11 protein-coding genes are annotated in these 8,653 nt (G+C 67.8%); 5 read left to right on the top strand and 6 right to left on the bottom strand.

The genetic code is table 11. The features are described from left to right. The 3 genes from LPZ50_RS17740 to surE all read right to left on the bottom strand — a co-directional run. The coding region (locus LPZ50_RS17740; protein ID WP_230663162.1) for a M23 family metallopeptidase at positions 1-429 on the bottom strand (429 nt) is incomplete at its 3' end. Between the two features lie 18 nt (positions 430-447). Further along, the gene (locus LPZ50_RS17735; RefSeq protein WP_230663164.1) at positions 448-1,260 is read right to left on the bottom strand and encodes a protein-L-isoaspartate(D-aspartate) O-methyltransferase; all 813 of its coding nucleotides are present in this window, start codon (positions 1,258-1,260) and stop codon (positions 448-450) included. Next, a complete protein-coding gene (surE, locus tag LPZ50_RS17730; RefSeq protein WP_230663160.1) occupies positions 1,245-2,003 on the bottom strand; it encodes a 5'/3'-nucleotidase SurE in 759 nt (252 codons plus the stop codon). The genes LPZ50_RS17735 and surE overlap by 16 nt, the downstream gene beginning before the upstream one ends. Before the next feature lie 180 nt (positions 2,004-2,183). Here surE and plsY point away from each other — a divergent pair, with 180 nt between their 5' ends. After that, the gene (gene plsY, locus LPZ50_RS17725; RefSeq protein ID WP_230663158.1) at positions 2,184-2,822 is read left to right on the top strand and encodes a glycerol-3-phosphate 1-O-acyltransferase PlsY; all 639 of its coding nucleotides are present in this window, start codon (positions 2,184-2,186) and stop codon (positions 2,820-2,822) included. A gap of 12 nt (positions 2,823-2,834) precedes the next feature. On the opposite strand, the gene tsaD is transcribed toward plsY, so the two are convergent. Beyond that, positions 2,835-3,881: a tRNA (adenosine(37)-N6)-threonylcarbamoyltransferase complex transferase subunit TsaD gene (tsaD, locus tag LPZ50_RS17720; RefSeq protein ID WP_230663156.1), complete on the bottom strand. Its 1,047-nt coding sequence runs from the start codon at positions 3,879-3,881 to the stop codon at positions 2,835-2,837. Positions 3,882-3,952: 71 nt separating this feature from the next. Here tsaD and LPZ50_RS17715 point away from each other — a divergent pair, with 71 nt between their 5' ends. From LPZ50_RS17715 to trxA, 3 genes are all read left to right on the top strand, one after another. Beyond that, complete coding sequence (locus LPZ50_RS17715) at positions 3,953-5,245, top strand: NCS2 family permease (RefSeq protein WP_230663154.1); 1,293 nt, start codon at positions 3,953-3,955, stop codon at positions 5,243-5,245. Between the two features lie 260 nt (positions 5,246-5,505). Further along, positions 5,506-6,528 (top strand): LLM class flavin-dependent oxidoreductase, encoded by a 1,023-nt coding sequence (locus LPZ50_RS17710; protein ID WP_230663152.1) that lies wholly within the window; start codon positions 5,506-5,508, stop codon positions 6,526-6,528. Positions 6,529-6,652: 124 nt separating this feature from the next. After that, positions 6,653-7,033: a thioredoxin gene (gene trxA, locus LPZ50_RS17705; RefSeq protein WP_230663150.1), complete on the top strand. Its 381-nt coding sequence runs from the start codon at positions 6,653-6,655 to the stop codon at positions 7,031-7,033. 71 nt (positions 7,034-7,104) lie between these two features. Here the strand turns inward: trxA and LPZ50_RS17700 are convergent, their stop codons facing one another. Together LPZ50_RS17700 and LPZ50_RS17695 are read right to left on the bottom strand one after the other, a co-directional pair. Further along, on the bottom strand, positions 7,105-7,701 hold the full coding sequence (locus tag LPZ50_RS17700) for an IMPACT family protein (protein ID WP_230663148.1): 597 nt from the start codon (positions 7,699-7,701) through the stop codon (positions 7,105-7,107). 22 nt (positions 7,702-7,723) lie between these two features. Further along, positions 7,724-8,338 carry an ABC transporter substrate-binding protein gene (locus LPZ50_RS17695; RefSeq protein WP_419195609.1) on the bottom strand — a complete coding sequence of 205 codons (615 nt, stop codon included), beginning with the start codon at positions 8,336-8,338 and terminating at the stop codon, positions 7,724-7,726. 23 nt (positions 8,339-8,361) lie between these two features. Between LPZ50_RS17695 and LPZ50_RS17690 the strand changes: the two genes are divergently transcribed. Then, positions 8,362-8,653: hypothetical protein (locus LPZ50_RS17690; protein ID WP_230663146.1), on the top strand; the 292-nt coding region annotated here is incomplete at its 3' end.

Genomic DNA, 8,653 nt, shown 5'->3' with positions numbered 1-8,653 from the left:
CTGTACGCTGTTCGGCGGCGTCTCGGGCTCGCCCAGCGGAATCGGCTTGGACTCGGCAACCGGTGCCGGGGAAGGCGTGGCGGCCGGCGTGGCGGCGGCCGTGGCCGAACCCGACAACTGCAACACCTGGCCCACGCTGATCTGGTTGGGGTCGTTGATATTGTTCCAGCGCTTCAGGCTGTTGACGTCGACATTGTTGGCGCGCGCGATCTGGTACAGCGTATCGCCCGGCTTGACCACATAGGTGCCGCCCGCCTGCGTGGACGCGGGCTGGTTGGACAGGTCGACGACAGGGGCGCGGTTCTTGTTGAACGAGCAGCCGGCCAGCAGGACCAGGCTGAACACGCCGGCCAGCCGTGTGACGCGGGACAGGCGCGACGGCGCCTGTGCGAAATTAAGATCGGTCAGTGGCAACTGCCCGTTGAGCATGTGCTTCTCCTGGTTTGCTCAAGATTGTATTCCGGCCCTGAGCGGCACGAATCGTACCGCTTCCAGTTCCGTGCGCTTCCATGTCGAAGCGCCGGTGCGTTCGATCAGCACCAGTCTTTGGCTGGAAGCGCCTTCTGGGGCGATCAGGCGTCCGCCTGGCGCCAACTGGGCCAGCAATGCTTGCGGAATGGCCAGACCGGCCGCAGCCACAACAATAGCATCGAACGGCGCCACGCCGGGCAGGCCCAGCATGCCGTCGCCGTGGATCAGGCGCACCCGGGTAGCCAGGCGCAGGGCGCGCAAGTGGCTGCGCGCCAATTCGAACAAGCCCCGGATGCGCTCGATGGCATGGACCTCGCGCACGAACTGGGCCAGCACCGCCGCCTGATAGCCGCAGCCCGCGCCTACTTCGAGCACCCGGGTGGGCGTGCGGTCTTCGCAAGCGGCGGAAATCATGCGCGCCACGACCCAGGGCTGGGAAATCGTCTGTGAATGGCCAATGGGCAGCGCGGCGTCTTCGTAGGCGCGGCTGGCCAATGCCTCGTCGACGAACAGGTGGCGCGGCACGGCGCCCATGGCATTGAGCACCCGCTCGTCGCTGATGCCCTGCCCGCGCAGCCGCTGCACCATGGCCTGGCGCAGGCGGTCGGAATTCAGGCCCAGATTGCCGTCGCGCGCCGACCCGGCGTCTGCCGGCGCCGGGCGCGCCAGCGTGGGCGGCGAGATGCGGGTGTTGCTGTTGGTGGCGGTAATGCCCGGGGCCAGGCCGGTGGCCCCGTAACCGGTACGGGTGCGGGACGGGCCGCCGGGCGGGTTCACTGGCTTGCGCATAAGGGGTCCGCCCATTGCCGGATTTCGTCCAGCTGGCCATGTTGAGTCAGGTCCAGGCGCAACGGCGTGACCGACACGATGTTGTTGTTCATTGCGTGGAAATCGGTGCCCGGCGCCGCGTCCGAGGCCAGCCCTACCCGGCCGATCCAGTACACCGTGTCGCCGTAGGGCGTGGTGGTGCGCACCACGGGCTCGGACGGATGGCGCTTGCCCAGGCGCGTGACCTGGAAGCCGCCCAGGGCCTCGTACGGCCGGCTGGGTATGTTGACGTTCAGCAGCACGGGCGCGGCCAGGGGCTGGGCGATCTGGCGCTCGACCACCTGGCGGGCCACGCGCGCGGCGGAATCCAGGTGTTCCCACCCTTTTTCCGCCAGCGAGAACGCAATGGCGGGAATACCGAACAGGTACCCTTCCGCGGCCGCGGCCACCGTGCCGGAATACAGCGTGTCGTCGCCCATATTGGCGCCGTTGTTGATGCCCGACACGACCAGGTCGGGCCGGCCGTCCATCAGGCCGGTAAGGGCCACGTGCACGCAGTCGGAGGGCGTGCCGTTGACGCACACGAACCCGTTCGCGGCAGTGCGCACCGTCAGGGGCCGGTTCAGGGTCAGCGAATTCGATGCCCCGCTGTGATTGGTCTCGGGCGCCACGACGGTCAAGTCACCCAGCCCCTCCAATGCCTGGACCAGCGCCTCCAGGCCGGGGGCGGTGTAACCGTCGTCGTTGGAAACCAGAATTCGCATTGTGCATCCAGAAGAAAACGCGCTCGTAAAACGCGACAGATTGTACCGCCTGCAGGCTGCCTGCCTGCGGGCCGCGATGATGAATGGCCCGCGCTTATCATGGATAACCCGCAAACGCCGCGCTGGCCCGCAAGGTAGAATCCGCTGCCACTATCCTTCACGCAATCACGGACGCTACACATGGTGCAGACCGCCCCTTCAATCTTCCTCAGTGCCGCGCTGGTCGCGCTGGCCTACCTGATCGGGTCGATTCCTTTCGCGGTAGTGGTCAGCAAGCTGATGGGCCTGAAAGACCCGCGCAGCTATGGGTCGAAGAATCCGGGCGCCACCAATGTGCTGCGCACTGGCAACAAGGCCGCGGCGGCGCTGACCCTGCTGGGCGATGCCGCCAAGGGCTGGTTCGCGCTGTGGCTGGCCCAGGCCCTGGCGCCCGGCCTGTCGTGGAACGTATACGCCCTGGCGGCCCTGGCGGTGTTCCTGGGGCACCTGTACCCGGTGTTCCTGGGCTTCAAGGGCGGCAAGGGGGTCGCCACGGCGCTGGGCATCCTGCTGGCGATCGATCCCTGGCTGGCCCTGGCCACCGTGGCCACGTGGGTCATCATCGCCGTGTTCTCGCGCTATTCCTCGCTGGCCGCGCTGGTGGCGGCGTTTTTCGCGCCGGTGTATTACCTGTTCGGTTCGGGCGTGGCCTGGTATGCGCAAGCCCCTGTGGCCGTGGCGCTGGCCATCATCGGCGTGCTGCTGTTCTACCGGCACCGGGCCAATATTTCGCGCCTGCTGGCGGGCACCGAAAGCCGCATTGGCGCGAAGAAAAAATAGTGCGGCGCCGCGTCAGCGCGGCGCATCTGCCGCGATATCGGCCAAATCCCAGCGGGGCCGCACCGTGAAGGCATGCTGGCCCGCCTGCAGCGATACCAGCCCGGCCTTGACCCGTTCGGCCGCCGCAAAAGCGATCATGGCGCCGTTGTCGGTGCATAACGCCAGCGGCGGGAAATAAGCGCGCGCCCGCAGCGGCGCCAGCGACTGGGCCAGCAACTCGCGCAGCATCAGATTGGCCCCCACGCCGCCCGCCACCACCAGGCGCTTCAGGCCGGTTTGCTTCAAGGCGCGCACGGCCTTGGCCACCAGCACTTCCACGATGGCCGATTGTGTAGCCGCCGCCAGGTCGGCCCGCGTGGCGTCGTCCAGCCCGCCCGACCGCTCGGCTTCTTTCACGCGCGTCAGCACGGCGGTTTTCAGGCCGCTGAAGCTGAAGTCCAGATCGCCGCTGTGCAGCATGGGGCGCGGCAGCACGAAGCGCCGCGCATCGCCCGACGCCGCCAGCCGCGACAGGGCCGGCCCGCCGGGGTACCCCAGGCCCATCAGCTTGGCCGACTTGTCGAAGGCTTCGCCGGCGGCATCGTCCAGGGTTTCGCCCAGCAGCGTATAGCGGCCCACGCCATCGACCCGCATCAGTTGGGTGTGCCCGCCCGACACCAGCAAGGCCACGAAGGGGAAATCGGGCCGGGGGTCGTCGAGCAATGGCGACAGCAGATGCCCTTCCAGGTGGTGGATGGGGATGGCCGGCAGCCCGCGCGACCAGGCGAATGCCTGCGCTACGCTGGCCCCCACCAGCAGGGCTCCGGCCAGGCCGGGGCCGGCGGTATAGGCCACGGCGTCGACGTCCCCCAGGCCCAGCCCGGCTTCGGCCAGCACCTGGCGCGCCAGCGGCACCGCGCGGCGGATGTGGTCGCGCGAGGCAAGTTCGGGTACCACGCCACCGTATTCCTGGTGCATGGCGATCTGGGTATGCAGGGCGTGCGACAGCAGGCCGCGCTCGGTGCTGACGGCGGCCACGCCGGTCTCGTCGCACGAGCTTTCGAAGCCAAGGATGATCATCCCGGAAGTTTACATCTGGTGCGAAAATGGCGGCTTTTATACCAACCACTGAACCACCACCGGGGAACGCAATGCTGGAGAAGCTATTCAAACTGAGCGAACACGGCACCAACACGCGAACCGAGATCGTCGCCGGCGTGACGACCTTCCTGACGATGTCCTACATCATCTTCGTCAACCCGGACATCCTGTCGTCCACCGGCATGGATCGCAATGCCGTGTTCGTGGCCACCTGCCTGGCGGCGGCGCTGGGTTCGCTGATCATGGCGCTGGTGGCCAACTGGCCTATCGGCATGGCGCCCGGCATGGGCCTGAACGCCTTTTTCGCCTTCACCGTGGTCAAGACCATGGGCTACACCTGGGAACAGGCGCTGGGCGCGGTGTTCATCTCGGGCGTGATCTTCCTGCTGCTTACCATCACCGGGGTGCGCGCGTGGCTGATCAAGGGCATTCCGCATTCGCTGCGCAGCGCCATCGCGGCGGGCATCGGGCTGTTCCTGGCGATCATCGCGCTGTCCAACGCCGGCATCGTGGTGCCTCACCCCGCCACCAAGGTCACCCTGGGCGACCTGCGCGGCCATGCCCCGCTGTTCGCGATTCTGGGTTTCTTCATCATTGCCGTGCTGGACGCATTGCGCGTGCGCGGCGCCATCCTGATCGGCATCCTGGTGGTGACGGTACTCTCGATGGCGCTGGGCTACAACGAATTCCATGGCGTGTTTTCCGCGCCGCCCAGCCTGGCGCCCACTTTCATGCAACTGGACATCCTGGGCGCGCTGCACACCGGCTTCGTGCATGTCATTCTGGTGTTCGTGCTGGTCGAGGTGTTCGACGCCACGGGCACGCTGATGGGCGTGGCCAAGCGCGCCGGGCTGGTGCCCGAGAACCGTCCCAACCGCCTGGGCCGCGCCTTGTTCGCCGACAGCACGGCCATTGTGGCTGGCTCCATGCTGGGCACCAGCAGCACCACGGCCTACGTGGAAAGCGCCTCGGGCGTGCAAGCCGGCGGCCGCACCGGGCTGACCGCGCTGGTGGTGGGCGTGCTGTTCCTGGCCGCGCTGTTCATCGCGCCGCTGGCCGGCTCGGTGCCTGCCTATGCCACGGCACCCGCCCTGCTGTACGTGGCCGGCCTGATGATGCGCGAACTGATCGACATCGACTGGAACGACGTGTCGGAAGCCACCCCGGCCGCCCTCACCGCCCTGATCATGCCGTTCACGTACTCCATCGCCAACGGCCTGGCCTTCGGCTTCATCAGCTACGTGGTACTGAAAGCCTGCACCGGCCGCGCGCGTGAAATCCATGCCGCCACGTGGCTGGTGGCCGCCCTGTTCGTCATCCGCTACGCGTTCTTCCCCGAATAGCCGCGGCCATCCCGAACGCCCAGTAGTAGCGGCTGGCATTGATGTCTGGCGCCCTTCGGCAGCCAGACATCGCAGGCAGCCGCGCCGGCACGCAGCTTGCGTGCCTTGTTCGCACGCCATCATTGACTCAGGCTATCGACCCGATCGGCCATATGGTTGCTCGGGCCATGGGTTGATTTCGCCGATACACTCTCCATGTACAGGACAGATGCCCGCCTGCGCGGGCACCCGCGCCCCTGGAATTACCGGAGATTTACCCCATGACCGAACTGGCCCGCGTGCCCTTTTCCGTGCTCGACCTTGCCCCGATTGTCCAGGGCGGCGATGCCGCGGGCGCCTTCCGCAATACGGTCGACCTGGCCCGGCACGTCGAAAGCTGGGGCTACCGGCGCTTCTGGCTGGCCGAACACCATAACATCACGGGCGTGGCCAGCAGCGCCACGGCGGTGATCATCGGCCAGGTGGCCGCCCATACCAAGACACTGCGCGTGGGATCCGGCGGCATCATGCTGCCCAACCACGCGCCGCTGATCATCGCCGAACAATTCGGCACCCTGGAAAGCCTGTTCCCGGGCCGCATCGACCTGGGGCTGGGCCGCGCGCCCGGCAGCGACGGCGCCACCCAGCAGGCGCTGCGCCGCGGCCCCCGCAGCGGCCTGGATTTTCCCGAACTGCTGGAAGAACTGCGCTTTTTCCTGGCCCCGGCACAGCCCGGGCAATCGGTGCGCGCCATCCCGGGCGCCGGGCTGGATGTGCCCATCTGGCTGCTGGGATCCAGCGATTTCAGCGCGCGCCTGGCCGCCGAACTGGGGCTGCCGTTCTCGTTTGCCGGCCACTTCTCGCCCGAGGGCATGGCCGCCATGCGCCTGTACCGGCACCTGTTCAAGCCATCGGCCACGCTGGCGCGCCCGTACGCGATGATAGGCGTGCCCGTCATCGCGGCCGACACCGACGAACAGGCCCGCTACCTGGCCACCACCCAGCAGCTTAAGTTCCTTTCGCTGATCCGGGGCAACCGGCTGCCGCTGCAACCGCCCGTTGACACCATGGACGGGCAATGGAACGAATGGGAGCAGCAGGCCGTGCAGCAGAAGCTGGCGGCGTCCATCGTGGGCGGACCGGACACCGTCAAGCAGGGCCTGCAGGACCTGATTGCCCGCACGGAGGCCGACGAGGTCATGATCGTCTCTGATTTCTACCGTCACGCCGACCGCCTGCGGTCGTACGAAATACTTGCCTCGCTGAAAAACGGCGTCGGCACCGCCACCCAGGCTGCCGCCTAGGTGTACAGGCCCATGGCCTGAACGGCCCGCCCCGCGGGGGACGGGAATCTGCGCGGGCCCACCGGCCCGCCCAACCGGCCGCATGGCCAACAAGGCCGCCCACCCGGCGGCAAGGATGCGAAGCATGAGCAACAACATCGTTGAATTGACCAAGGATTCCTTCCAGGAAGCCATCACCCCCGGCAACACGCTGATCGTCGACTTCTGGGCCCCCTGGTGCGGCCCCTGCAAGGGCTTCGCGCCGGTATTCGAGCAAGCCGCCGCACAACACCCCGACGTGACGTTCGCCAAGGTGAACACCGACGTCGAGCAGGAACTGGCCGGCGCGCTGGGCATCCGCTCGATTCCCACCTTGATGGTGTTTCGCGAACAAGTGCTGCTGTTTTCCCAGCCCGGCGCGTTGTCGGCCGGCCAGTTGGGCGAGTTGCTGGAAAAAATCAAGGCCGTGGACATGGCGCAGGTCCACAAGGAAATTGCCGACGCCCAGGAAGGCGGCGACAAGTAAACCCGTGGCGCCGCGCTAGTGTGCAGCCCCAACTGGCGCGTTTCGTGGCGGCGTATCTATGGGACAGCGCACTAACCTGGCGGCGGCACGGGCTGCCAGCAGGCGCGCCCGCGTGTGATGTCGGCGGCGATGCGTTCCAGGTCGCGCAGCGCGTGGCGCGGCACGGCCAGCGTCAACGCAGCCCCTTCGCCATCGAAGGTTTCGGCTTCGATACTGGCTCCCGCCTGGCTGGCACGGGCCTTCAGCAGCGGCAACTCCGCGTAGCCGCACCGGCAATTCACCCGCAGGGTGTCGATGATGGGCACGCGGGGCCCCAGGCGCAGGCACTGGGCCGCGCAGCCCCCATACGCGCGCACCAGCCCGCCGGCCCCCAGCTTGATGCCCCCGAACCACCGCAGCACCAGCACCGCCACGCGGTCCAGCCCCTGCCCTTCAATGGCCTGCAGAATGGGGCGTCCGGCCGTGCCCCCGGGCTCGCCGTCGTCGTTGTAGCGGTATTCCTGCCCAATGCGATAGGCCCAGCAATTGTGCGTGGCGCCGGGGTCGCTGTGCGCTGCCAGGAACGCCATGGCCTCGGCCACACTGCCCACCGGCGCGGCACAGGCAGCGAAACGGCTTTTCTTGATTTCTTCCTGGTAGGCGCAAGGCGCCTGCAATGTATCGCTCATACGCCGCGATTGTAGGCGCCCTTCACCCCCCGTGGCAGTCGGGCACTTCCTGGTCCAGGTACACATCGAAGGCGACGTCGCGCGCCCATTTGTCCGTCATGCCCTTCCAGGCGCCCTGGCCGCGCCAGTCCTGCATGGCGTCGGCCAGCCATGCGGCACCGGCCCGGTCCCGCGCCGATACCAGCCATATGCGCTCGGCGCGCGGGCCGTCGGCGGGCAGCGTGGAAGAAAACTTCTTCCATTCGGGAAATTTCATCAGCGGCGACCACATTGCGTCATCTACCAGGCCGATGTCGCAGGCCCCTTCGCGCACGGCTACCAGCGCATCGGAAGGCACCCGGTAGGTACGCACCGTGGCGCCCCAGCGCGCGGCCAGCTCTTGCGCCTGGAACGCCGCCGTGGCCATGCACACCGAATGGCCTTGCACCTGCTTCCAGCTTTCAAGCTGCGTGTCGCTGCGAATGACCGCCTTGGGGCGCGCCGCATAGCCCGCAGGCACCGCGAGCACATCCGGCGCATCCAGGCCGGCCGTTGACCGGCCTTCGATGCGGTCGGCCAGCAGCAGGTCCACCTGGCCATCGGCCAGGGCCGCCGCGCGCCGGGACGGCTCGACCTGCACCATCCGCAGGCGGGGCACAAGGAACGGGAGCTGACCGCGCGATGAGCACCGGAGAGGAACGGGCGCTCGTCCAGGAGATCGAGGGCCATCTGCTGCTCGCCGCGGCACGGGAGGAGGGCCGTGCGGGGGCGGCCCGCGCTGCTTCTCGGCTCGGCTGGCTTACCGACACCCAACGAGACGACCTGGAGCGGCACTTCGAGACGGAGTACCTGGCCCTGGCCCGTGCCTCGTGGCGGCGCACCGCCGAACGCGCCGAGGAGCTGCGGCACATGTACGAAGCCAGGTACCGGGCGCTGCGGCAGCGGCTGGTGGCCTGGTGCGTGCTGGGCTGTG

It is taken from the genome of Bordetella petrii (assembly GCF_020991325.1).
Classification (GTDB): Bacteria; Pseudomonadota; Gammaproteobacteria; order Burkholderiales; family Burkholderiaceae_B; genus Bordetella_A; species Bordetella_A petrii_E.
Note: the sequence above shows the minus strand (reverse complement) of the source record. Positions and strands in the feature narration are given on the sequence as shown.

Excerpts from the sequence above, each read along its gene's own strand:
- LPZ50_RS17735 (WP_230663164.1), bottom strand. The coding sequence starts at position 1,260 with ATGCGCAAGCCAGTGAACCCGCCCGGCGGCCCGTCCCGCACCCGTACC.
- surE (WP_230663160.1), bottom strand. The coding sequence starts at position 2,003 with ATGCGAATTCTGGTTTCCAACGACGACGGTTACACCGCCCCCGGCCTG.
- plsY (WP_230663158.1), top strand. The coding sequence starts at position 2,184 with ATGGTGCAGACCGCCCCTTCAATCTTCCTCAGTGCCGCGCTGGTCGCG.
- tsaD (WP_230663156.1), bottom strand. The coding sequence starts at position 3,881 with ATGATCATCCTTGGCTTCGAAAGCTCGTGCGACGAGACCGGCGTGGCC.
- LPZ50_RS17715 (WP_230663154.1), top strand. The coding sequence starts at position 3,953 with ATGCTGGAGAAGCTATTCAAACTGAGCGAACACGGCACCAACACGCGA.
- LPZ50_RS17710 (WP_230663152.1), top strand. The coding sequence starts at position 5,506 with ATGACCGAACTGGCCCGCGTGCCCTTTTCCGTGCTCGACCTTGCCCCG.
- trxA (WP_230663150.1), top strand. The coding sequence starts at position 6,653 with ATGAGCAACAACATCGTTGAATTGACCAAGGATTCCTTCCAGGAAGCC.
- LPZ50_RS17700 (WP_230663148.1), bottom strand. The coding sequence starts at position 7,701 with ATGAGCGATACATTGCAGGCGCCTTGCGCCTACCAGGAAGAAATCAAG.